At 59.5% G+C, this 22474-nt stretch carries 18 protein-coding genes; 5 read left to right on the top strand and 13 right to left on the bottom strand.

Going from position 1 to position 22474, the window contains the following annotated elements; genetic code table 11:
• Positions 1-104 precede the first annotated feature (104 nt).
• Positions 105-878: a type 1 glutamine amidotransferase gene (locus AKL25_RS00090; protein ID WP_050475626.1), complete on the top strand. Its 774-nt coding sequence runs from the start codon at positions 105-107 to the stop codon at positions 876-878.
• A gap of 210 nt (positions 879-1088) precedes the next feature.
• Here AKL25_RS00090 and phoR read toward each other — a convergent pair whose 3' ends face one another.
• From phoR to pstS, 7 genes are all read right to left on the bottom strand, one after another.
• Positions 1089-2405: a phosphate regulon sensor histidine kinase PhoR gene (phoR, locus tag AKL25_RS00085; protein ID WP_050476076.1), complete on the bottom strand. Its 1317-nt coding sequence runs from the start codon at positions 2403-2405 to the stop codon at positions 1089-1091.
• Between the two features lie 128 nt (positions 2406-2533).
• Positions 2534-3211: a response regulator gene (locus AKL25_RS00080; protein WP_050475625.1), complete on the bottom strand. Its 678-nt coding sequence runs from the start codon at positions 3209-3211 to the stop codon at positions 2534-2536.
• Between the two features lie 38 nt (positions 3212-3249).
• Positions 3250-3960: a phosphate signaling complex protein PhoU gene (gene phoU, locus AKL25_RS00075; protein WP_050475624.1), complete on the bottom strand. Its 711-nt coding sequence runs from the start codon at positions 3958-3960 to the stop codon at positions 3250-3252.
• A 194-nt stretch (positions 3961-4154) separates the two neighbouring features.
• Positions 4155-4940, bottom strand: coding sequence for a phosphate ABC transporter ATP-binding protein PstB (gene pstB / locus AKL25_RS00070; protein ID WP_007881586.1), 786 nt, complete (start codon positions 4938-4940; stop codon positions 4155-4157).
• Positions 4941-4991: 51 nt separating this feature from the next.
• The gene (gene pstA, locus AKL25_RS00065) at positions 4992-5837 is read right to left on the bottom strand and encodes a phosphate ABC transporter permease PstA (RefSeq protein WP_157050442.1); all 846 of its coding nucleotides are present in this window, start codon (positions 5835-5837) and stop codon (positions 4992-4994) included.
• Between the two features lie 80 nt (positions 5838-5917).
• Positions 5918-6952, bottom strand: a complete 1035-nt coding sequence (gene pstC / locus AKL25_RS00060; RefSeq protein ID WP_167541837.1) for a phosphate ABC transporter permease subunit PstC — start codon at positions 6950-6952, stop codon at positions 5918-5920.
• A gap of 121 nt (positions 6953-7073) precedes the next feature.
• A complete protein-coding gene (pstS, locus tag AKL25_RS00055; RefSeq protein WP_050475620.1) occupies positions 7074-8123 on the bottom strand; it encodes a phosphate ABC transporter substrate-binding protein PstS in 1050 nt (349 codons plus the stop codon).
• 372 nt (positions 8124-8495) lie between these two features.
• Between pstS and ppk1 the strand changes: the two genes are divergently transcribed.
• Together ppk1 and AKL25_RS00045 are read left to right on the top strand one after the other, a co-directional pair.
• The gene (ppk1, locus tag AKL25_RS00050) at positions 8496-10607 is read left to right on the top strand and encodes a polyphosphate kinase 1 (RefSeq protein WP_050475619.1); all 2112 of its coding nucleotides are present in this window, start codon (positions 8496-8498) and stop codon (positions 10605-10607) included.
• Between the two features lie 47 nt (positions 10608-10654).
• A complete protein-coding gene (locus tag AKL25_RS00045) occupies positions 10655-11113 on the top strand; it encodes a SixA phosphatase family protein (RefSeq protein WP_050475618.1) in 459 nt (152 codons plus the stop codon).
• A gap of 115 nt (positions 11114-11228) precedes the next feature.
• Here AKL25_RS00045 and AKL25_RS00040 read toward each other — a convergent pair whose 3' ends face one another.
• The 6 genes from AKL25_RS00040 to AKL25_RS00015 form a co-directional block, all read right to left on the bottom strand.
• Positions 11229-13031, bottom strand: a complete 1803-nt coding sequence (locus tag AKL25_RS00040) for a methyl-accepting chemotaxis protein (protein ID WP_050475617.1) — start codon at positions 13029-13031, stop codon at positions 11229-11231.
• Positions 13032-13230: 199 nt separating this feature from the next.
• Complete coding sequence (locus AKL25_RS00035; protein ID WP_050475616.1) at positions 13231-14958, bottom strand: methyl-accepting chemotaxis protein; 1728 nt, start codon at positions 14956-14958, stop codon at positions 13231-13233.
• A 497-nt stretch (positions 14959-15455) separates the two neighbouring features.
• Positions 15456-17585, bottom strand: a complete 2130-nt coding sequence (locus AKL25_RS24720) for a methyl-accepting chemotaxis protein (protein ID WP_083444513.1) — start codon at positions 17583-17585, stop codon at positions 15456-15458.
• Between the two features lie 351 nt (positions 17586-17936).
• A complete protein-coding gene (locus AKL25_RS00025) occupies positions 17937-18977 on the bottom strand; it encodes a glycosyltransferase family 4 protein (RefSeq protein ID WP_050475615.1) in 1041 nt (346 codons plus the stop codon).
• The gene (locus AKL25_RS00020; RefSeq protein ID WP_050475613.1) at positions 18959-19819 is read right to left on the bottom strand and encodes a UDP-2,3-diacylglucosamine diphosphatase; all 861 of its coding nucleotides are present in this window, start codon (positions 19817-19819) and stop codon (positions 18959-18961) included. The genes AKL25_RS00025 and AKL25_RS00020 overlap by 19 nt, the downstream gene beginning before the upstream one ends.
• Positions 19816-20583 carry a GNAT family N-acetyltransferase gene (locus AKL25_RS00015; RefSeq protein ID WP_050475612.1) on the bottom strand — a complete coding sequence of 256 codons (768 nt, stop codon included), beginning with the start codon at positions 20581-20583 and terminating at the stop codon, positions 19816-19818. The genes AKL25_RS00020 and AKL25_RS00015 overlap by 4 nt, the downstream gene beginning before the upstream one ends.
• 225 nt (positions 20584-20808) lie before the next feature.
• Between AKL25_RS00015 and AKL25_RS00010 the strand changes: the two genes are divergently transcribed.
• Both AKL25_RS00010 and AKL25_RS00005 read left to right on the top strand, forming a co-directional pair.
• The gene (locus AKL25_RS00010) at positions 20809-21549 is read left to right on the top strand and encodes an acetoacetate decarboxylase (RefSeq protein WP_050475611.1); all 741 of its coding nucleotides are present in this window, start codon (positions 20809-20811) and stop codon (positions 21547-21549) included.
• 9 nt (positions 21550-21558) lie between these two features.
• Complete coding sequence (locus tag AKL25_RS00005; RefSeq protein WP_050475609.1) at positions 21559-22341, top strand: 3-hydroxybutyrate dehydrogenase; 783 nt, start codon at positions 21559-21561, stop codon at positions 22339-22341.
• The last annotated feature ends 133 nt before the right edge of the window (positions 22342-22474 follow it).

The following is a 22474-nucleotide window of genomic DNA, read 5'->3' as shown; positions in this document are numbered from 1 at the left end:
GCGTTTTTTACGTAAATCGCATCAAATGGAATCCGGTTTTTATGCCGAAGCTTCTACATTGAGGTCTCCATCACTACAGGCTTGCCGATGCAGGCCCTGACTCTATGAGACCCGTCGCCATTCTTCAACACGAATCAACGCAAGGGCCGGGAGTACTGCGCGATCATCTGGATGAAAACGACATCCCCTACCGGATCATTTCTCCTGCATCGGATGGGAAAGCTCCCGTCGATGCAAGCAAGTTCGGCGGCATTGTCGTGTTGGGCAGCGATCACTGTGCGAATGAAACCTCGCCGTGGATCGAGGATGAGCGGAAATTACTGGAAGATGCCATACGGCGCGACATTCCGGTGCTCGGGCATTGTTTCGGCGCGCAGATGCTTGCACGCGCCATGGGAGCGAAAGTCAGCCGCAACAGTTGTCCGAATATCGGCTGGAGCCAGATATGGGTCACTCCTCCTGCGCAACAGCTGATGGCGCTGCCCGCACAAGCGACGATCTTCAACTGGCATTACGACACGTTTGAAATTCCCGCGGGCGCGATCCGCACGATGTACGGCAGCCATTGCCTGAACAAGGGATTCAGCCGCGGTCGCCACTGGGCATTCCAAGGTCATCTGGAAGTCACCGAGGAAAGCATCAGGAACTGGTGTGCCGCCGGGCGAGCCGAACTTCTTCTGGCACAGGGACCGGCCGTTCAAAGCGAGACGCAAATTCTGAAAGAATTGCATGATCGCATCGCGGCATTGCGCATGATTGCAGATCGAACTTATCGGGCCTGGACCAGCCAGTTGGACAGACCTGCCTTGGTTGCGCTGAGCTCCGTCGCCTCATATGCGCGAACGACAATAGTGCGGAACGCAAGTTTATGCAGATGAGCGCTGATGATGACATTTTCCAACTGCAAGATTCATCATGGATGGCATGCTGCTCCGTCAGCGCGAAACATTCTTGCTTGTCGCCAGGCATGTAAGCCCGTCGTCCTGACGAAAGTCAGGACCCAGCGTCGTATCGGCGGTTGTCACGACACTGAGTTCCGGCCTTCAATGGGTTTAGCCAAATAAACAGCAATTCTGCCGCCGACAAACTCAATTACTCTCCACCGGCACAAACTCTTCAATGATCAGATTCGCCGGGAAGCAGACCGTGAAGGTGCTGCCCTTGTCCGGCACCGATTCCACCCCCAGCGTGGCGCGGTGGCGCAGCAGGACGTGGCGGACGATGGCTAGGCCGAGGCCGGTGCCCTGGGTTTCGCGGGAACGGCTCTTGTCGACGCGGTAGAAACGTTCGGTCAGACGCGAAATATGTTCCTGGCTGATGCCGATGCCGTTGTCCTTGACGATGAATTGCACGCCGCCGGGCTTGCGCTCCCAGACCAATTTGATGGCGCCGTCTTGCGGGGTGTAGCGGACCGCGTTGGACACCAGATTGCTGAAGGCGCTGCGCAGTTCGTCGACATTGCCTTGCAGATCCGGGCCGTCGGCTTCCAGCGTGATCTTGTGCTTGCCTGACGAGAGCGCCTTGGCTTCCTCCAGGATGCCTTCCAGCAGCGGACGCACATGCACGCGCTCGGAACGCAATGGGTAGTCGACCGATTCCAGCCGCGTCAGCGTGAGCATGTCGCCGATCAGGTTTTGCATGCGCTGCCCCTGCTCGGTCATGAGCTTGAGATGCGAGGTGCGGACATCCGGATCGAGGTTGGGTTGCGCCAGTGCGATTTCGAGGAAGCCGTTGATCACCGTCAGCGGCGTGCGCAGTTCGTGCGAGGCGTTGGCGATGAAGTCGCGGCGCATCATGTCGATGCGTTCGGATTCCGTGGCGTCGTGCGTGACCAGGATCTGGCGACGGTTTTCGAACGGGATGATCTGCACGATCAGCTTGCGCTCCTGCACGCTCAGGATCAGCGGCTGCTCGTAGCGGCCGAGGATGATGTAGTCGATGAAAGCCGGATTGCGGATCAGGTTGGTGACGCGCATGCCCTTGTCGCGCTCCAGCTTCAGGCCCAGATGGGCCTGCGCCGCCGGGTTGCACCATTCGAGGAACAGCACGTCGTCCATGATGACCACGCCGTCCGGCAGCAGGCTCATGGCCTGACGGAAACGCGCCAGCCATTCCGCCAGTTCGATCTGATTCTTTTCGTCGTCGCGGCGCATGCGGTACAGGCGGGCGAAGATGTCGGTCCAGGCGCCCCAGCCGTCCGGCAGCTTGGATTGATGCGGATTGTCGAGCCAGCTGCCGAGGCGGAACAGATAGTGCAGCTGGGTAAACGCCAACGCCCCCATGCCGATCAGGGCGATGATCAGCCCGGCGGTGGCGCCGAAGAAAAACCAGACAATACCGACGCCGGCCAGGCAAATCAGAAAGCGCAAGGCAGCCGGAACCCAAAACAGCAGCTGTGGACTCATGTAAAACTCATTATTCAGAATCAGGTTGACCCGATTGTCGCGACGACAATTGAGCATCCAGTATAGAGGTCTTTCGGGGTTCCCAATGTCTCCAGAGGGGTCGCGCCTGCCTGCGTGTATCTTTTTTGTTATTTTGCAGACAGCATGTAGCCGACGCTGCGCACGGTCTTGATCAGATGCTCCGCGTCGCGCAAGGCTTTGCGCAGGCGCAGCACGTGCACGTCGACGGTACGTTCTTCGATGACGACGTGGTCGCCCCAGACGCGGTCGAGCAGCTGGCTGCGCGAAAACACCCGGTCGGGATGCGCCATGAAGAACTTCAACAACTTGTACTCGGCATGGCCGATGTCGATCTTGTCGCCATTCAAGGCGACAGAACAGCTGGCCGGATCCAGCGTGACCGGACCGACAACCATTTCTTCCTGCGCGAATTCCGGGCTCTTGCGGCGCAGCAGCGCCTTGATGCGCGCGGTCAGCTCGCGTGGCGAGAATGGCTTGGTGATGTAATCGTCGGCGCCGTTGTCGAGGCCGGCGATCTTGTCTTCTTCCATGCTCTTGGCGGTCAGCATGATCACCGACAGCTGCTGCAACTGGCGGTCGCCGCGTATGCGCGACAGCAGATGCAGCCCGCTGCGATCCGGCAACATCCAGTCCAGCAGCACCAGTTGCGGTGCACGACGCTGGACGAACTCCCACGCCGCCGCCGTGTTCGACACCACGAAGCTGGACCAGCCTGCCTCTTTGAGCGTGAAGGCAATCAGTTCGGCAATCGACGGTTCGTCTTCAACGATCAGGATGGTAGTCATGGAGTCGCGCTATCTGGATTTGTCAAGGAAACGCCGGCTCAGTCTTCGTCCGTTGCGGCGATCTGGGCCGAACCGAAATCGGTGTGGCGGATATCCTTGCCGCCGACGACGTAGATCACGTATTCGCCGATGTTCTTGGCGTGGTCGCCGATACGCTCGATGGCCTTGGCCACCCACAGCGTGTCGATCGACGCCGAGATCGTGCGCGGATCTTCCATCATGAACGTCGCCAGGCTGCGTGTGATCGAACGGAAGCCATGGTCGATGCTGGCGTCCTGCGCAATCAGCGCAGTCGCTTGCTCGGTATCCAGACGGGCGAAAGAATCCAGCGCGCTGCGCAGCATTTCCGATGCTTCTTCGGCGATGACGCGCACGGTTTCGTAATGATTGATCGGACCGACGCCGCGCTTGTGCAGATGGATCGCATTGCGCGCAATCTTGGTCGCTTCGTCGCCGACGCGTTCCAGATCGGTGATGATCTTGATGGTTGCCATCACGGTGCGCAGGTCGTTGGCGGTCGGCTGGCGACGCACGATCAGGTGGCTGCAGGCGTCGTCGAGTTCGACTTCGAGGCGATTGACGCTCTCGTCATCCTTCATCACGCGTGCCGCCAATTCCAGATTACCGTTGCGGAAAGCCGAAATCGCATCCTGGAACTGACGCTCCACCATGCCGCCCATGGCCAGCACGTTGGAACGGATGGTTTCCAGATCAGCATCGTATTGCTTGGAAGAGTGATCGCCTGTCATGTCACGTCCTTAAAAAATTTTGTAAATTAAATGACTTCAAAAGCCGTGGCAGGAGAACTCATCAACTGCCCTTGAATCGTTGTATCGGCGTAGCGAGCGGCGTGAGTTTGCGTCGAGAAGCGCAGCCGTACGGAGGTACGGTGAGCATCGCAGACGCAAAATCGCGTCGCGCAGTAGCCGAGACAATGATTCAATTAGCCGAAACGACCGGTAATGTAGTCTTGGGTTTCCTTGCGCGCCGGATTCATGAAAATCTGGTCGGTCTCGCCGAATTCCATCAATTCGCCCAGGTACATATAGGCGGTGTAATCCGAGCAGCGCGCCGCTTGTTGCATGTTGTGCGTGACGATGGCGATGGTGTAGTCGTTCTTCAGCTCGCCGATCAGCTCTTCCACCTTGGCGGTCGAGATCGGATCCAGCGCCGATGTCGGCTCGTCCAGCAGCAGCACTTCCGGCTTGACCGCGACGCCGCGGGCGATGCACAGGCGTTGTTGCTGACCGCCCGAGAGGGACAGGCCGCTCTTGTTCAGCTTGTCCTTGACTTCGCCCCACAATGCCGCCTTGTTGAGCGCCCATTCGACGCGCTCGTCCATTTCGCCCTTGGGCAGGTTTTCATACAGACGGATACCGAAGGCGATATTGTCGTAGACCGACATCGGAAACGGTGTCGGCTTCTGGAACACCATGCCGACCTTGGCGCGCAGCATGTTCAAGTCCTGGCCCGGCTCGAGGATGTTCTTGCCGGCGTACATGATCTTGCCTTCGGCGCGCTGGCCCGGATACAGGTCATACATGCGATTGAAGGTGCGCAGCAGCGTCGATTTGCCGCAGCCCGACGGGCCGATGAAGGCGGTGACCTTGCCTTCGAAGATGTTCATGTTGATGTTCTTCAGGCCGTGAAAACCGCCGTAGTAGAAATTCAGCTGAGAAATTTCAATGGTCGATTTCTTGTCTGCAGTTGCGGATGTCTGAGTAGTCATAGTGTTCTCTTGTCGATTCACTTATCTGGATTCGCTGGGATCGCTTGTTTCTTAGCCTGGAACGCGCTGGCTAAACATGGTTCGGGACAGGATGTTCAGGGCAAGCACGCTGAAGGTAATCAGCAAGGCGCCGCCCCATGCAAGTGCGACCCAGTTGTCGTAAGGACTCATGGCGAACTGATTGATCACCACCGGCAAGTTGGCGATCGGCTGATTCATGTTGGTGCTGAAGAACTGGTTGTTGAGCGCAGTGAACAGCAGCGGCGCCGTTTCACCGGAAATACGCGCCACCGCCAGCAGCACGCCGGTCACGACGCCGGCCTTGACCGCGCGCAGACGCACCAGCATGGCGACCTTCCAGCGCGGCGCGCCGAGCGAGAATGCCGCTTCGCGCAGGCTGCTCGGCACCAGCTTCAACATGTTGTCGGTCGTACGCACCACCACCGGGATCGCAATCAGCGAGATCGCGAAGGTGCCGGCCCAGCCGGAGAAGTGGCCGACGTTGGCGACGTAGATCGCGTAGACGAACAGACCGATGACGATCGATGGCGCCGACAGCATGATGTCGGTAACGAAACGCGTGGTCTGCGCCAGCTTGCTCTCTTCGCCGTACTCAGCCAGGTAGATGCCGGCCAGGATGCCGATCGGCGTGCTGATCAGGGTACCGACGCCGACCATCATCAGACTGCCGATGATAGGGTTGAGCAGGCCGCCGCCGTCGCCGCCTGGCGATGGGGTGTTTTGCGTGAGCATGCCGATGTTGATCGCGCTGAAACCCTTGATCACCAGCGTCAGCAGAATCCAGGCCAGAACCACCAGGCCGGCTGCCATCGCCAGGAAAGAGAACAGCATGCCGATGCGATGTTGCAGCAGGCGGCGGCGATACACCGGGTTCATCGGCGAATTGATTTCCGGCTTGGCGTGTGCTGCTTGTGTTGCCTGGGCCGGCGCGGCATTTTGATTGACAGGTTGATTCATTATTTTGCACCTTCCTTGCGTGTCATGCCCATCAACATGATCTTCGCCGCGGACAGCACGATGAAGGTGATCACGAACAGGATCAGACCGAGTGCGAAGAGCGACGAAACGTGCAGCTTCGACGAGGCTTCGGCGATTTCATTGGCGAGTGTGGAAGCGATACTGTTGCCGGCGGCGAACAGCGACCACGACAGACGGTGCGAGTTGCCGATCACGAAAGTGACCGCCATCGTTTCACCGAGTGCGCGACCGAGGCCGAGCATGACGCCGCCGACCACGCCGGTCTTGGTGTAAGGCAGCACCACCTTGCGCACCACTTCCCAACGGGTACAGCCGAGGCCGTAAGCGGATTCTTTCAACACGGCCGGCACGACTTCGAACACGTCGCGCATCACGGACGCGATGAACGGGATGATCATGACCGACAGAATCAGGCCGGCGGTCATGATGCCGATACCCATGGTCGGGCCCTGGAACAAGGCGCCGATCACCGGCAGCTGGCCGATGGTGGCTTTCAGGAGGGGCTGGCCGTATTCCGCAAACAGCGGCGCGAACACGAACAAACCCCACATACCGTAGATGATGCTGGGCACGCCGGCCAGCAGTTCGACTGCGGTGCCGAGCGGACGACGCAGGCGGCTCGGGCAGATTTCAGTGAGGAACAGTGCGATGCCGAAGCTGACCGGGAAAGCGATCAGCAGCGCGATCAGCGAAGTGGACAGCGTACCGACGATGGCGATCGCTGCGCCGTATTGGTCATTGACCGGATCCCACTCCACGCGCGTGATGAAGCCGGGGCCAAATTCGTGGAAGGCCGGCCAGGCGCCGATAAAGAGGGAGACAATAATCCCGCCGAGCATCAGCAATACCGACAATGCGAAGATCAGCGTGACTTTATGAAAGAGGAAATCTTGAATGCGTTGCTTGCGCATCGTTGCCAACAGCTCTTCGTGAGCTTGCTGCGCAGACGTATCTACGGGAGGCTTACCTAGATCGGTGTTCGACATGGTCGTGGCAGAGATGTTTGAGCTCATTGTTTTCACCATTTAGTAGCGGGCTGCGAAGACCGGATGGTCTGCCGCAGCCCTGCCTTGTTTCAGTTATTGCACATTTGGTACGCCGCTTGGGCGTACCCGGGGCAGTACTGAATACTGATTACCAGATTGCCTTGCCGGAGCTGTCCTTGACATTGGCTTTCCAGGAATCTTCAACCAGCTTGGTGACCGATGCTGGCAGTGGCACGTAGTCCAGATCGGCAGCAGCAGCGCCGCCGTTCTTGTAGGCCCAGTCGAAGAACTTCAGGACTTCCTTGCCCTTGGCGCCGTCGGCAGCTTGCGCCTTGTGCAGCAGGATGAAGGTTGCGCTGCTGATAGGCCAGCTGTTCTTGCCGGCTGCATCAGTGAAGTCAACTGCGAAACCTGGCGTCTTGGCCCAGTCGGCAGCAGCAGTCGCTGCCTTGAATGTCGCGTCGTCAGGCGACACGAAAGTGCCGTCCTTGTTCTTCAGCTGGGTGTAGTTCAGCTTGTTCTTCTTGACGTAAGCGTATTCGACGTAGCCGATTGCGCCCTTGACCTTTTGCACGTTGGCTGCAACGCCTTCGTTACCCTTGCCGCCCACGCCGACCGGCCACTTGACTGCTGTGCCTGCGCCGATCTTGGACTTGAAGTCGGCGTTAGCCTTCGACAGGTAGCTGGTGAACACGAACGATGTGCCCGAACCGTCGGAACGGTAGACCACGGTGATGTCTTCTGCCGGCAGCTTGACGCCTGCGTTCAGCGCTGCGATTTCAGGAGCATTCCACTTGGTGATCTTGCCCGAGTAGATGTCGCCCAGCACTTGACCGGACAGCTTGACCTGGCCTGGAGTAGTACCGTCGAGGTTGATGACTGGCACAACGCCGCCGACCACTGCCGGGAATTGTGTCAAGCCGTCAGCGTCGAGCTCAGCTTGCGACAGCGGAGCATCGGAGGCGCCGAAGTCAACAGTCTTTGCCTTGATTTGCTTGATGCCGCCACCGGAACCGATGGATTGGTAGTTCAGGCTGTTACCGGTAGCAGCCTTGTACGATTCTGCCCATTTGGCGTAAATCGGATACGGGAACGATGCGCCAGCGCCGGTGATTTCTGCTGCATGTGCTGCTGCAGAAAACGCGACCGTGCCGCACACTGCTACCGCAACAGATTTAAGAATGTGATTAAACCCCATGTCTTGCTCCTATGTTTGACGAGATTGTTTGTCGAAGAACCCATTTCATAAATCGTCGTCTTACTTGCCAGACCAGCCGGGTGACGTACTTATGGAATGAGTTCCAGGGACGGGGTGAACTTTAACCAGCAATTGTGACGAGTTTATGACCCACACTTGTCATGGAGGAAAAGGATTCGATTTCTTTTTGACAACGTCCGCCGGAGTGCACAGCCCTGCAGTAGAATCGAATGCGGAAGATTAATTTCCGCATGGAAATGCAGTCGCATCAAGGGTGCGCGCGTTTATGACAAGGCCCGGCCGGTTTGTCATTAACTTGTCATACAGCCACCCTACACTGCGAAAAAATTGCCAGGGATACAGGAATAACGCATGACCAGAAAAACAAAGCCGGAAGATAGCGCTCACACAGAAATCAATCCGACCGCCATTTATCTCAACCGCGAACTGTCACAATTGGCGTTCAACCGCCGCGTTCTGGCCCAGGCGGAAAACAAGCAGATTCCCTTGCTCGAGCGCCTGCGCTATTTGTGCATCTGCAGCAGCAACCTCGACGAATTCTTTGAAGTCCGCATCGCCAGCCTGCTGGCCAACCGCATCGAAGGCGAGCACATCGACCCGCCCGAACTGAGCGCCGCGCTGGAACGCACCAGCATCGAATGTCACCAGATCGTGGCGCGTCAGTACGAATTGCTGAACAAGGAAATCCTGCCGCAGTTGGCCAACAAAGGCATCCACCTGCTGCGTCACGAAGACCGCAACGACGCCCAGCGCGCCTGGGTCAAGCAGTATTTCGAACAGAACGTGCGCCCGCTGCTGACGCCGATCGGCCTCGATCCGGCCCACCCTTTCCCGCAGGTGCTGAACAAGAGTCTGAACTTCATCATCGAGCTGTCCGGCAAGGACGCCTTCGGCCGCGGCACGGCGATCGCCATCGTCAAGGCGCCGCGTGTGCTGCCGCGCGTGATCCGCCTGCCTGACGGCCTGTCGGACCAGAAAGGCGTGTCGTTCTGCCTGCTGTCGTCGGTGATCCACGCGCATATTGCGGAATTATTTACAGGCCGCGAGATCGTCGCCTATTCGCAGTTCCGTGTCACGCGCAACAGCGACCTGTGGGTGGATGAAGAAGAAGTCAAGAACCTGCGCCAGGCCTTGCAGACCGAATTGCAAAGCCGCCAGTTCGGCGTCGGCGTGCGTCTGGAAGTGGCCAGCAACTGCCCGGAGCATCTGGCGCAGTTCCTGCTGAATCAGTTCTTCATCGAGCGCAACCGCCTGTATGCGGTCAAGGGTCCGGTGAATCTGGTGCGCCTGTCCGAGCTGGTCGACCTGGCGTCGGTGCCGGCGCTGCGCTTCCCGCCGTTTTCGCCGACGTTGCCGCCGAACCTGCAGAACGAAAACATCTTCGCCGTGCTGAAAAAGCGCGACGTGCTGCTGCATCATCCGTTCCAGTCGTTCCAGCCGGTGGTGGATTTCATCCGCACCGCAGCGCACGACCCGAACGTGGTGGCGATCAAGCAAACGATTTACCGCACCGGCATGAACTCCGACCTGATGGAAGCGCTGATCCATGCCGCCCAGCGCGGCAAGGAAGTCACCGTCATCGTCGAACTGATGGCGCGCTTCGACGAAGAAGCCAACATCAACTGGGCCGTGAAGCTGGAGCAGGCCGGCGCGCAAGTCGTGTACGGCGTGGTCGGCCTCAAGACCCACGCCAAGATCGCACTGGTGATCCGCCGCGAAGACGACGCCCTGCACTTCTATGCCCACCTCGGCACCGGCAACTATCACCCGACGACGACCAAGTTCTATACCGATTTCGGCCTGCTGACCTCGCACCGCGAACTGACCGCCGAAGTCAACGAGGTCTTCATCCACCTGACCACGCTGACCAAGCCGCGCACCCTGAACCATCTGTGGCTGGCGCCGTTCTCGCTGCAAAAGGAAATCATCCGCGCCATCCGCAACGAGGCGCTGATCGCGCGCGAAGGCCGCCCGGCCCGCATCATCGCCAAGATGAACGCGCTGCTGGACGAGTCGGTGATCCGCGCGCTGTATGCCGCTTCGGCCGACGGCGTGAAGATCGACCTGATCGTGCGCGGCGCCTGCGCGCTGCGTCCCGGCGTGGCAGGCCTGTCGGAAAATATCCGCGTGCGCTCGGTGATCGGCCGCTATCTGGAACACTCGCGCATCTATTATTTCCGCAACGACCTGGCCCACGACGTCTATCTGTCGAGCGCCGACTGGATGAACCGCAATCTGTTCCGCCGCATTGAAGTCGCCTTCCCGATCCTGGACAAGGCGCTCAAGAAGCGCATCATCAGCGAAGGACTCGATCCTTACCTGAAAGACAACACCAATGCATGGCATTTGAACTGCGACGGCGTTTACGTACTCAAAAAGGCAAGCTCGCGCCAGGCCGCATTCAGCGCCCAGGCCTATCTGATGAATACGCTCGGCATCGCCGCGCCGCTGGTCGAGGAATGACGGTCCCAATTGAGCAGAATCCACCAATCAACCAGAGGCGATTCCCCATGGAACTGATTTTATGGCGTCATGCAGAAGCGGAGTTGGGCGAGCCGGATGAAGGTCGCGCCCTGACCGGCAAGGGACACAAGCAGGCGTGGAAGATGGCCGACTGGCTCGATCGCAACCTGCCGGAAAGCTGCCGCATCCTGGTCAGTCCGGCCACCCGCACCGTGCAGACGGCCGAAGCGCTGGGACGCAAGTTCAAGATCCACGCCGACCTGGCGCCGGACAAATCGCCGGAAGACCTGCTCGCCGCCGCCAACTGGCCCGACAGCCGCGAGCCGGTGCTGGTCATCGGCCATCAGCCGACGCTGGGGCTGGTCGCGGCGCAACTCATCGGCGGCATGCCGCAAGAATGGTCGATCCGCAAAGCCAACGTCTGGTGGATTGCCCAACGCGAGCGTGGCGACATCACCACCAACTATCTGCGCGCAGTGATGGCGCCGGATCTGATCGCCAAGTAAGCTGCGAGAGAACGATAAAAAGACGCCGGGCTGCTGATGTTCTCAGCAGCCCGGCGTTTTTTTTACTCCTGTGCCGATGCCGCCATACCATGGCGGCACCGGGATCCGTACGACATCAGTTCAATCTGAACGAACTCACCGCACCGGCCAGGCGGATCGCCTGCTCCTGCAGGGATTGCGCACCTGCTGCCGCTTGCTCCACCAGCGCCGCGTTCTGCTGCGTGGTTTCATCCATCTGCGTGATTGCCTGGTTAGTCTGGTTGATGCCCTGGCTTTGCTCGCGGCTGGCGGCGCTGATTTCCGCCACGACTTCGCTCACGCGCTTGACGCTGTCGACCACTTCGCGAATCGTCGCACCGGCCTGCTCCACCAGTTGGCTGCCCTGCTCGACTTGCACCACCGAGTCGCCGATCAGCACCTTGATCTCCTTGGCGGCCGTGGCCGAACGCTGCGCCAGGCTGCGCACTTCCGACGCCACCACGGCAAAGCCGCGGCCCTGCTCACCGGCGCGCGCCGCTTCCACAGCCGCATTCAGGGCGAGGATATTGGTCTGGAAAGCGATGCCGTCGATCACGCTGATGATGTCGACAATCTTCTTCGACGACTCGTTGATCGCACCCATGGTGTCGACCACCTGGCCGACCATGTCGCCGCCGCGGACCGCAATGTCGGAGGCGGAGGCAACCAGCAGATTGGCTTCGTGCGCATTGTCGGCATTGTTCTTGACGCCGGCAGTCAGCTCTTCCATGGCGGAGGCGGTTTCTTCCAGCGAGCCGGCTTGCGCTTCGGTGCGCGCGGACAAGTCGCTGTTGCCGTCGGCGATCTCGCGCGACGCGTCCTTGATGGTGTCGCTGGCCTTGCGGATGTCGAGCAGCACCGCCGAGATCTTGTCGACGAACTGATTGAACGCCAGGCCGATCTGCGCCAGTTCATCCTTGCCATTGGCATCCAGGCGCCGCGTCAGGTCGCCGTCGCCGACCGCGATTTCACCCAGCGCATTGCGCACCAGCGCCAGGCGCTGCAAGGCCTTGGCGATCAGCACGCTCAGCAGCAGGCAGACCAGCGCCGTCACCACCAGTGCGGTCGCGGCCGAGGATCCCAGCATGGCCTTGAGCGGCGAGGTGGCGTCGGCGCGATCGAGCACCACCACCAGCAGCCAGTCGGTGCCGGCAACTTTGGAAACATAGAGCATGCCGTCGCGGTCGTTCAGGCGGATTTGCTTGCTCTGACGCGTGCTTTCGATTTCCGCCAGCGTCTGCACCGACAGGTCCTTGTCCAGATCGGCGATCGGCTTGAGGGTCAGCTTGGTGTCGGGATGGGCGATGATCTTGCCCTTGCTGTCGACCAGAAAGGCGTAGCTCGCCGGCGTCGGCTTGATCGCCACGATGGTGCGCACCACGGTGTCGAGCAACACGTCCGCTGCCGCCACGGCTGTGGTCTGCCCGGTCGCGCCGATGGCTTCGGCAAAGGTCACCAGCAGCCGGCCGGTGCTGGCGCTGGTGTAAGGCGAAGTCACCACCGGACCGGCCACCTGCGAGGCCAGCGTATACCAGGAGCGCTTGGTCGGATCATAATCCGGCGCACGCGTGCGTTCCTGCGAGAAGACAGTGTGCTTGTCGGCATAACCGATGTAGGCCAGATCAAAGCCGCCGGCCTGTTCCGCCGCCTTGACGAACGCCAGCGGCTCGGGCGCATCGACCGCCAGCTTGATGGACGTCACCACCGATTTCTTCGACGCCACCCATTCTGCAATGGTGGCGGCGTGGCTGTCCGACAGCTGGCGCGTCTGGCTGTCGAGCGAGTCCATCATGCGCGATTTGCTCGTCAGGAAATTGGCGCCGATGATGGCAAGCATCGCCAGCACGACAACCGATACGCACAGGGCGATCAGACGCATACGCAAAGTGGAAAAGAACATGTTTCTACCTTTGAAGAAAGTTATGGCTTGTATGTGGTGAATCCGGTGCAGAGGTATTGCCCATGGGACATTACCGGCGCAATTTGTTAAAAAGCCCGCAGGCCGGGAGGCCTGCGGGCTTTGCCTGCGTCGCCATGACAGTGACGACAAACGCAGATTAAATGAGGATTGTGACCTCGCCGTTACGCGAGGACGGGCATCAGAATTCTTCCCAGCTTCCTTCGTCTTGCGATGCGGTCATTTTCTTCGGCGCGACAGGCGCAATCTTCTTGCGCGCCGCAACCGGCCTGGCCGCAGGCTCGGCCTGCAACTCCAGCGGAGGATTGACCGTCTTCAGCATCGACGGCACTACCGTTGCCGGGGCGCCCTGCGCAGCGATTACCGCGCCATCGACCTTGAACACTGCAACCGCGCGCGCCAGCAGATCGGCTTGCTCCTGCAGGCTTTCGGCGGCAGCGGCAGCCTGCTCCACCAGCGCGGCGTTCTGCTGCGTGATTTCGTCAATCTGCGAAATGGCGTTGTTGACTTCGGCGATGCCGGCGCTCTGCTCTTTGCTGGCGGCGGTGATCTCGCCCATGATATCGGCCACGTGCTTGACCGAGGTCACGATTTCGCTCATGGTCACGCCGGCTTCGTCGACCAGCTTGCCGCCGGCATCAACCTTGCTGACGGAGTCGCCGATGAGGATCTTGATTTCCTTGGCGGCGGAAGCGGAACGCTGCGCCAGGCTGCGCACTTCGGACGCCACCACGGCAAAGCCGCGGCCTTGTTCACCAGCGCGTGCTGCTTCGACAGCGGCGTTCAGCGCCAGGATGTTGGTCTGGAAGGCGATACCATCGATCACGCCGATGATGTCGACGATCTTGCTGGAACTGGCCTTGATCGAACCCATGGTTGCCACCACGTCGCCGACCACCTTGCCGCCCTTGACCGCATAGTCGGACGCCGACATGACCAGTTGATTGGCCTGATGCGCGTTCTCGGCATTCTGCTTCACGGTCGATGTCAGTTGTTCCATCGAGCTGGCGGTTTCTTCCAGGCTGGAGGCCTGCGATTCGGTGCGGTTGGACAAGTCGGCGTTGCCGGTGGCGATCTCTTGCGACGCCACCGCGATGATCGCAGCGCTTTGCTTGATCTCGTTCACAGTCGAGGCCAGCTTGGTCTGCATGGCATTGAGCGAATGCACCAGTTGGCCTGCTTCATCGTGGCTCTTCTCTTCCACTGTTGTGGTGAGGTCGCCGCTGGCGATGGTCTCGGTGATTCTGCCGGCGCGTTGCAATGGTGCAGTGATGGCGCGGGTAATCGACCAGGTGAAGAAAGCGCCCAGCGCCAGGGTCACGATACCGATGATGACCATGCTGACCTGACCGGTGTGGTAACTTGCCTGAAAGGCAACGTAAGCGGTCGACATGTCGTCCTGCTGATAGCTCGCCAGCGCGCCGACGCTGGCCATCCATTTATCATAGGCCGGCAGGAAATCGCTCTTAAGCAATTGCGCCGCATCGAAGTAGTTGCCGCCGCCGACCATCTCGCGAATCTTCTCGACGATGGGAAACAGCACCTTGCGCTCGGCCGTCGAAGATGCGAGCAAGGCCTTGCCCTTGTCCGTCGATGTCAGCTTGGTGAGTTGTCCTTCGAAACCGGCATAGGCTTGCAGGATCTTGGTCAGGCGTTGATTTTCCTGCTGGCCTTCAGCAGCGTCGGTCGGCGTGACCACCTTGCGCAACGCGAGCGCCAGAGCACTGCCCGATTCGCGCATGCTCATCGCCGCCGTCATGCTGGCGACCTTCTGGTTGATGATGTACTCGCTGCTGGCGCCCATTTCGCTCATGCGCCACAGACCATTGAACAAAATCGCCGCAGCACAGAACAAGACGAGACAGAATCCTAGTGCAAGGCGCGCACCAATTTTGATATTCGAGATCATAACCACTCAACTTCCCCTGATAAAAAACTGCCGTCCCTGAAGGTGCAACTTGTCAGACCATCCACATCGTCGGCGGATGCCCTGTTACGTGATTCTCAGCAGGATTCGTGCCTGCGCGCAATACGTTTGATTGTACGTGTTCCGCACTTATTTTTCTTGTTGCAGGGCAATTAAAATCGATTGAAGAAATGAAAAAAGACGCGGCAGCCGATGCGCTCACGTCTCTTCTTTGGGATGGCTGGAGAGGATATACATTGCGCGATCGTACCTCCGCTCGCGGCAAATGCCCACTGACCATTTCATTCAATAATGACCCGTGGGCGAATCTTAGATAAGGGACTAACACTAGGCTAATGCTTTGTGCGCATGCAACTATACCGTTTTCGCATAATCTTCCGAAACGCCCGTGTGGCGCTCAATTACAGCGCAAGGAAAGATGATGAAACAACATCATTCTTCCCTCGCGCATGCCGTTGCCGAACAACACCGGAGATCGCTCAGAACTCTTCCCAGTCATTCGCATTGCCCGCGCTTTCCGCCGGCTTGACGGTGGTTTTCGCGGCAGGCTTGGACAAGACTTTCAAGGCCGGCGCAGCGGCCTTTTTCTGCGTCGCCGGTTTGCCGACGACGCTCAGGCGCCTGGCGGCTTGAACCGGTGGGAGAGGCATACCCGGCGTCGCTGCATGGCGCTCGGCCGGCGTGATCTTGAACACGCTGACCGTCTGCGCAAGGATGTCGGCCTGCTCCTGCAAGCTCTCGGCAGCGGCGGCGGCCTGCTCCACCAAAGCCGCATTTTGTTGCGTGATTTCATCCATGTGCGTGATGGCGCGATTGACTTCTTCGATGCCGACGCTTTGCTCCTGACTGGCGGCGGTGATCTCGCTCATGATGTCGGCCACGTGCTTGACCGAGGTCACGATTTCGCCCATGGTCGCGCCGGCTTCGTCGACCAGCTTGCCGCCGGCATCGACCTTGCCGACCGAATCGCTGATGAGTTCCTTGATCTCCTTGGCGGCCGATGCCGAGCGTTGCGCCAGGCTGCGCACCTCGCTGGCGACGACTGCGAAACCTCTGCCCTGCTCACCCGCACGCGCCGCTTCCACTGCAGCATTGAGCGCGAGGATATTGGTCTGGAACGCGATACCGTCGATCACGCTGATGATGTCGACGATCTTGCTGGAACTCTCTTTAATGGAGCCCATGGTGTGCACCACATTGCCGACGACCTCGCCGCCCTTGACCGCCAGTTCCGATGCCGTCGTGACCAGGGAGTTGGCCTGGCGCGCGTTGTCGGCATTTTGCCGTACAGTGGAAGTCAGCTCTTCCATCGAGCTGGCGGTTTGTTCCAGGCTCGACGCCTGCGACTCGGTGCGATTGGACAAGTCGGCATTGCCCATGGCGATTTCTTTCGACGCCACGTGAATCACGTCGATGCTGGTGCGCACATCGCCGACGATATGCACCAGGCTGCCGGTCATGTCGTTGAGCGCGTGCAACAGCTGCGCCGATTCGTCGCTGCCGACCACGACGGCGCGCGACGTCAGGTCGCAGGAGGCGACGCGTTGCGCCATGCTCACCGATTCCGACATCGGCACCGTGATCGAGCGCGACAGCATGGTGCCGATCCACGCGGCAAACAAGGCCAGCGCACTGATGCAGCCCAGCACCCAGATTTCATTGCGGCGCATCTGCGCAGTCTGCTGGCCGAGGGTGCTTTCCAGGCTGCCGATCACGACATCGACGACTTTGAATTGCGCATCGATGGCTTCGGTGAATCGGGCGAAATACTCTTGCGGCGGAAACTCCAATGCCTCCGGCTTCAGCACTTTTTCATCCGCCAGCGCGATCGCGCCGAGCGCCAGTTTGCGCGCATTGTCCACCGTACCGCCCAGGCTGTCCCTGAGCGAGGCGTTGATCAGGAAGGCTTGCTGGAACAGTTTGTCGGCCTGCCTCAATCGTTCCTGCCCGCGTTGACTGGGGCGGATGATCGCCAGCTTGTCGTCCGGCGTAACCGCCTTTTTGGCGAGCATTGCGGAGCCGCGCGCACGCATCTTGCCAAGCTCTTCGGTCAGCAAGGGGAACGCGACAAACGCCCCCGTGATCAGCTTGGAGCTGTCCAGATCGGCATCCAGGCTGAGTTTGAAATCGTCCAGTATCAGATCGTTGATCTCGAACAGCCTGGCGATCTGGTCGCTGTGCGTATTGAAGCTCTGCGGTCCCGTCACTTGCCCGCCGGCGACGCCGTCGCGCAATCCGTTCCAGGCAGTCTGCACCGCCGTCAATCCCTTTTCGATCGCCGGATCGCGCACGCCGTTTTTCCTGAGTTCGTCAAACAAGACCTGCCAGGCTTTATCCACCTCCTGCGCCTTGGCCTGGCGTTGAGGGGCGACGCCGGCATTGCCGCCGATCAGCACGGCGGACATGCCGCGGTGCTGTTGCATGAGCTGCATGGTGCGCAACAATGCGCGCGCCGGATTGACGCCTTTGATTTCCAATTGCTTGTGCGCAATGATGCCTTCTGCGCTGCTGATGTAGAGCGCCGTCGGCACCCCGAACAACACGATGCCGATCACGCCCAGCAGGGCGAATTTTTTCCACAGTTGGAGACTGGCAAACAGGTTTCTCATTTCTTCCCCCTTTTCATTTCCCCAAGGCACCGCGCCGGCAACTCAAGGCGCCAGCGCACCGCATGCGCATTGGCGAACCCTCATCATGTTTTATACCGGAACGGCGTTATTGCAAATAAATTTGCTCAGGGTAAAAAGACGCAAGAACCATACCGATGCATACGGACAGGGGCGTGCGGTTTGACAAGGAAACGCAAGAGGGAAACAGGAGGAGAAAAACGGTGTTGACGGGGGAATTGGAAGTTTTCCCGCCGTTGGTAAAACAACACAGAAAAAAGGACAGTATTGCACTCGCAATACTGTCCCCGGAGAAATAAGGATCCGGCTTACAACACCGTGAGCACCCCGATATCAGGCCGCATCCACCACATCCGCAAGACCTGCCGGCGCGGCACTGCGGGCGTAATGCAGATGCTGCAGGAATTGCTGGGTGGCGGCGTCCCACGAGTAGGTCATGGCATGGGCCCGCACGTCGTCGCGCGACAGATGCAAGGCATCCATGCAGGCCACGTCCAGATCGTCGTGCAAGGCGCCGGAAAAACCGTTGGAGACCACGTCGATCGGCCCCTCGACCGGATAGGCTGCAACCGGCACCCCGCACGCCATGGCCTCGGCCAGCACCAGGCCGAAGGTATCGGTGCGGCTCGGGAAGACGAACACGTCGGCGCAGTTGTAATACGCTGGCAATTCGTCATGGCCCTTGGCGCCGAGGAAGCGGACATGCGGATAGCGCTGTTCCAGTTCTTCGCGTTGCGGGCCGTCGCCGATGACCCATTTGGAACCGGGCAATTCCAGCTTGAGGAAGGCTTCGATGTTCTTTTCCACCGCCACACGACCGACGTACAGGAACAGCGGGCGCACGATGCAGGCGTGATCCTCCGCGGCCGGCTTGAAGTGTTCGGTGTCGACACCGCGGCCCCACAGCGCCACGTTGCGGAAGCCGTGTTCTTCCAGCGCTTCCTTCATCTTCGGCGTCGGCACCATGATGGCCTTGGACGGTCCGTGGAACCAGCGCATCAGGCGATAGGTCAGCGCCTTGGGCAGCAGCTTGCGCGCGCTCAGGTATTCCGGAAAACGCGTGTGATAAGCGGTGGTGAAATCCAGCTTGTTCCTGAGGCAGTAACGGCGCGCCGCGAGGCCCATCGGGCCTTCAGTCGAGATGTGGATGCAATCGGGCTTGAAGGCATCCAGCGCGGCGGCAATCTTGGCATACGGCTTGTAGGCCAGCCGTATTTCGGGGTAAGTCGGGCAGGCGAACGTGCGGAAATCGCGCGGCGCCAGCATCAGTACTTCGTGTCCTTTATTTTGCAGGCACTTACGCGTCGCCCGCAGGGTGTTGACTACGCCATTGACTTGGGGCTCGCCCGCGTCGCTTACGATGGCAATGCGCATAAATCTTCTACTCCGGCTAATTTCGAGCTTTTCTTCAACTGCATGATTTCGCCCCAGGTCACCAGGCGCAATTCGCCCGAAGGATCTTCGACCAGGGCCGAAAGGCTTTCCACCCAATCGCCGTCGTTGCAATACTTGATACCGTTGATGTCGCGGATTTCCGGTTTGTGGATATGTCCGCAGATCACGCCGTCGAGTCCCTTTTTGTGGGCTTCGGCGGCCAGTGCGTCTTCGAACGAGGTGATGTAATTGACCGCGTTCTTGACCTTGCCCTTGAGGTATTGCGACAAGGACCAGTAAGGCAATCCTGCACGCGCACGCCAGCTGTTGAACCACTGGTTGAACTTGAGGATCATGGTGTACAGGTTGTCGCCGACATAGGCCAGCCACTTGGCGCAGGCGATGACGCCGTCGAAACGGTCGCCATGGATCACCAGCATGCGCTTGCCGTTGGCGGTGGTATGGATCAGTTCGTCGCGGATCTTGATGCCGCCGAAGTCGAGGTCGATGAACTGACGGATGACTTCGTCGTGGTTGCCCGGCACGAAGATGACGTTGGTGCCCTTCTTGGCTTTCTTGAGCACCGTCTGCACGACGTTGTTGTGGCTTTGTTCCCAATACCAGCGACGCTTCAACTGCCAGCCGTCGATGATGTCGCCCACCAGATAGAGCGTCTCCGATTCGGTCGCGCGCAGAAACTCAAGCAGTCTTTGCGCCTGGCACCCCGTCGTGCCGAGATGCACGTCGGAGATCCAGATCGTCCTGAAACGGAGGGGATCGCGTTTCATTCCCAGAGCGGCTTCGACGCCGTCGTCATCCAGAAACTGATCGCGTGGTTTCATGCGGCTCTCGTTTCTTTCAGGTAGTGTTTGGCATACCGGCCGTCGAGCTTGGCCAGCGGCAGCAGCAGGAAGAAATCGGCAGAGTGGAAATCAGGATCCCAGGCCGGTTCGCCGCAGACCCATGCGCCGCTGCGCAGGTAGCCGCGCAGCAGCGGCGGCACTTGCGGCTGGTGGCCGGCTTCGCGTTCTTCGATCGGAAATGCCGTATGCGGCGTGACGCTGTATTCCTGCGGCGCCATGTTGTTTTCGCGGAAGGCATGGTACAGCGCCGCTGCGTTGTGGCCGCCGTCGGCCAGGCTGACGCTGGCGCAACCCATCAGGTAGTCGCAACGTTCCTTGCGCATGAAGTCGGCAATGCCGGCCCACAGCAGCATGATGACGGCGCCGCTGCGGTAATCCGGATGGATGCAGGCGCGGCCGGCTTCGCAGATGGCGTTGCGGATATTGTCGAGGCGGCTCAGGTCGAATTCCTGTTCCGAGTAGAATTTGCCCATGCGGCGTGCAGCATGCGGGCTCATGACGCGGTAGGTGCCGACCACGCTCAGGGTCTTGTTGTCGCGTACGATCAGGTGGTCGCAGTAGTCGTCGAACTCATCCTTGTCCAGGCCTTCGGCATTGGCCAGGGCAGACAGGTTCATCGATTCGATGAAGACTTTGTAGCGCAGTCGTTGGACTTCACGCACTTCTTCAGGCGTGCTGGCAAGGCTCAGTGACAGTTTGGAAGAACTCAGGTTAGCATCTGCTGGAGTGGTGAGCAGTCTCATGCATCGTCCTTTTTCAGTTGACAACGATGCAGAGCGTAACTGTCGATTATTTCAGGGAAATGACACATGGCCATCGCATGGCTAAGCTGCAACACTGGCGCTGCAGCCGCATCAACGCTGATGTTGTCAGGGTTTTGCAAGAAAACGATGTGAACTTTATAACACGCGTCTCCGTCGAACCCGGACGGCCGATTTCCCCGGCCTGCAAAAAGGAAGAAAGAAGATATGACTGAAGATGAAATCCGTCGCAATGCTTTCGCCATGCCGATTCACAATCCGGCATTTCCACCCGGTCCGTACCGCTTCGTCGACCGCGAGTTTCTGATCATTACGTATCGCACCGATCCGGAAGCGCTCAGAAAAATCATTCCCGCCCCGCTGCAATTCGTCGAGCCCATCGTCAAGTTCGAATTCATCAACATGCCGGACTCGACCGGCTTCGGCCATTACTGCGAATCGGGACAGGTGATCCCGGTCACGCTCAACGGCGTCGCCGGCGGCTATGTGCACAGCATGTATCTCAACGATCATCCCCCGATTGCGGGCGGTCGCGAGCTGTGGGGATTCCCCAAGAAACTCGGCAATCCGGAACTGCGCGTGCACACCGACACTCTGGTCGGCACGCTCGACTACAGCGACTTTCGCATTGCCACCGGCACCATGGGATTCAAGCATCGCGCGCTCGACGCGGAAGCCGTCAGGAAGTCGCTGTCGACGCCCAGCTTCCTACTGAAAATCATTCCCCACGTCGACGGTACACCGCGCATCTGCGAACTGGTACAGTACAGTCTGTCCGACATCACCATCAAGGGCGCCTGGACCGGCCCCGGGGCATTGGATCTGCATCCGCACGCGCTGGCGCCCATCGCCGACCTGCCCGTGCTGGAAGTGATATCTGCCGTACACATTTTGTCTGACCTGACCTTGCCCCTGGGCACGGTCGCTTATGATTATCTTGCTAAATAAAGGAACGTCATGCAACTCAAAGATAAAGTCGCCCTGATCACAGGTGCAGCCAGCGGTATCGGCAAGGAAATCGCCATCGAATACGCCAAGGCCGGCGCCAAGGTCGTCATCGCCGACCTCGCTCTCGACGCCGCCAAAGCAACTGCAGAAGAGATCACCAAGAGCGGCGGCACCGCCATGGCCGTCGCCATGAACGTGGTCGACGAAGCGCAAGTCGACAAGGGCATCGCCGACGCCGTCGCCGCCTACGGCAAGCTCGACGTCCTGATCAGCAACGCCGGCATCCAGATCATCGCCCCGATCGTCGACAGCACGCTGGACAACTGGCGCAAGATGCTGGCGATCCACCTCGACGGCGCCTACCTGACCACACGCGCGGCAATGCGTGCGATGATCAAGGCCGGCAACGGCGGCTCCATCATCTACATGGGTTCGGTGCACTCGCACGAAGCCTCGCCGCTGAAGGCGCCCTACGTCACCGCCAAGCACGGCCTGATCGGCCTGGCCAAGGTGGTCGCCAAGGAAGGCGCGAAGGACAAGATCCGCTCGAACGTGATCTGTCCGGGCTTTGTTCGCACGCCGCTGGTGGAGAAGCAGATTCCTGAGCAGGCCAAGGAACTGAACATCAGCGAAGACGACGTGATCAAGAAAGTCATGCTGAAGGATACGGTTGACGGCGAATTCACCACGACTGCGGATGTGGCGCAGACGGCGGTGTTTTTGGCGGCGTTTCCGACGAATGCGCTTACGGGGCAGTCGGTGGTGGTTAGCCATGGGTGGTTTATGCAGTGAGCGTTGCGAGCGCTTGTTGCTTGGGATGATGAAAAAGCCGCCTGTTTTGGCGGCTTTTTTTATGGTCTTTGTTTGTTTTGTTCCGACTTGGCGTTTGTTGTTACCGATGCTGGTCTTTCTTCGGACGACCCTG

It is taken from the genome of Herbaspirillum rhizosphaerae (assembly GCF_001189965.1).
GTDB lineage: Bacteria > Pseudomonadota > Gammaproteobacteria > Burkholderiales > Burkholderiaceae_D > Herbaspirillum > Herbaspirillum rhizosphaerae.
This window is presented reverse-complemented; position numbering and strand designations above follow the sequence as displayed.

Coding starts and splice junctions, on each gene's coding strand:
- AKL25_RS00090 (WP_050475626.1), top strand. CDS start 105: ATGAGACCCGTCGCCATTCTTCAACACGAATCAACGCAAGGGCCGGGA.
- phoR (WP_050476076.1), bottom strand. CDS start 2,405: ATGAGTCCACAGCTGCTGTTTTGGGTTCCGGCTGCCTTGCGCTTTCTG.
- AKL25_RS00080 (WP_050475625.1), bottom strand. CDS start 3,211: ATGACTACCATCCTGATCGTTGAAGACGAACCGTCGATTGCCGAACTG.
- phoU (WP_050475624.1), bottom strand. CDS start 3,960: ATGACAGGCGATCACTCTTCCAAGCAATACGATGCTGATCTGGAAACC.
- pstB (WP_007881586.1), bottom strand. CDS start 4,940: ATGACTACTCAGACATCCGCAACTGCAGACAAGAAATCGACCATTGAA.
- pstA (WP_157050442.1), bottom strand. CDS start 5,837: ATGAACCCGGTGTATCGCCGCCGCCTGCTGCAACATCGCATCGGCATG.
- pstC (WP_167541837.1), bottom strand. CDS start 6,952: ATGAGCTCAAACATCTCTGCCACGACCATGTCGAACACCGATCTAGGT.
- pstS (WP_050475620.1), bottom strand. CDS start 8,123: ATGGGGTTTAATCACATTCTTAAATCTGTTGCGGTAGCAGTGTGCGGC.
- ppk1 (WP_050475619.1), top strand. CDS start 8,496: ATGACCAGAAAAACAAAGCCGGAAGATAGCGCTCACACAGAAATCAAT.
- AKL25_RS00045 (WP_050475618.1), top strand. CDS start 10,655: ATGGAACTGATTTTATGGCGTCATGCAGAAGCGGAGTTGGGCGAGCCG.
- AKL25_RS00040 (WP_050475617.1), bottom strand. CDS start 13,031: ATGTTCTTTTCCACTTTGCGTATGCGTCTGATCGCCCTGTGCGTATCG.
- AKL25_RS00035 (WP_050475616.1), bottom strand. CDS start 14,958: ATGATCTCGAATATCAAAATTGGTGCGCGCCTTGCACTAGGATTCTGT.
- AKL25_RS24720 (WP_083444513.1), bottom strand. CDS start 17,585: ATGAGAAACCTGTTTGCCAGTCTCCAACTGTGGAAAAAATTCGCCCTG.
- AKL25_RS00025 (WP_050475615.1), bottom strand. CDS start 18,977: ATGCGCATTGCCATCGTAAGCGACGCGGGCGAGCCCCAAGTCAATGGC.
- AKL25_RS00020 (WP_050475613.1), bottom strand. CDS start 19,819: ATGAAACCACGCGATCAGTTTCTGGATGACGACGGCGTCGAAGCCGCT.
- AKL25_RS00015 (WP_050475612.1), bottom strand. CDS start 20,583: ATGAGACTGCTCACCACTCCAGCAGATGCTAACCTGAGTTCTTCCAAA.
- AKL25_RS00010 (WP_050475611.1), top strand. CDS start 20,809: ATGACTGAAGATGAAATCCGTCGCAATGCTTTCGCCATGCCGATTCAC.
- AKL25_RS00005 (WP_050475609.1), top strand. CDS start 21,559: ATGCAACTCAAAGATAAAGTCGCCCTGATCACAGGTGCAGCCAGCGGT.